Annotated in this window: 1 protein-coding gene; it reads right to left on the reverse strand. The window is 76.2% G+C overall.

The genetic code is table 11. From position 1 onward, the window contains the following. A partial coding sequence (locus K206_RS40485) for an AMP-binding protein (RefSeq protein WP_043367940.1) occupies positions 1-608 on the reverse strand: 608 nt, incomplete at both ends.

The raw sequence follows: 608 nt of genomic DNA on the forward strand, positions 1-608 counted from the left end.
CCGGCGCGCCCGCCGGCGACGCGCTGCCGGCCACGTGCAGCAGCACGCCCACGGTGCTCTCGGTCGGGCCATAGTGATTGACCAGCCGGCATTGCGGGCGCGCCGCGTGCAGGCGCGCGCGCAGCGCGGCGCCGGTGGCCTCGCCGCCCAGCAGCAGCGTGTGGGCCGGCAGCACGTCGGCCGCGCTGGCGCCCGCGGCGGCGGCGCCGTCCAGCAGCGCTTGCAGATGGCTGGGCACGATCTTCAGCACGTCGATGCGGTGGCCGGCCATGTAGCGCGCGAAGGCCGCGGCGTCGAACACGCAGCGGCGCGGCGGCAGGTGCAGCGCCGCGCCGCTGGCCAGCGCGCCGAACAGCACGGTGTGGCCGAGGTCGGCCGCCGGCGTCGACACCATCGCCATGCGCAGGCCGGGCGGCAGCGCGAGTGGCGCCAGCACGCCGTGCAGGTAGTTGCCGAGCGCGCCGTGGGAGATGCCCACGCCCTTGGGCTGGCCGGTGGAACCCGAGGTGTAGATCACGTAGGCGAGGTGGTCGGGCAGGAGCGCCGGCGCGGGGTCGTGGTGGTCGCCATCGGCTTCCTGCGCAGGCTGCGTCAGGTCGATCGTCTCG

It is taken from the genome of Cupriavidus sp. WS (genome assembly GCF_000395345.1).
GTDB lineage: Bacteria > Pseudomonadota > Gammaproteobacteria > Burkholderiales > Burkholderiaceae > Cupriavidus > Cupriavidus basilensis_B.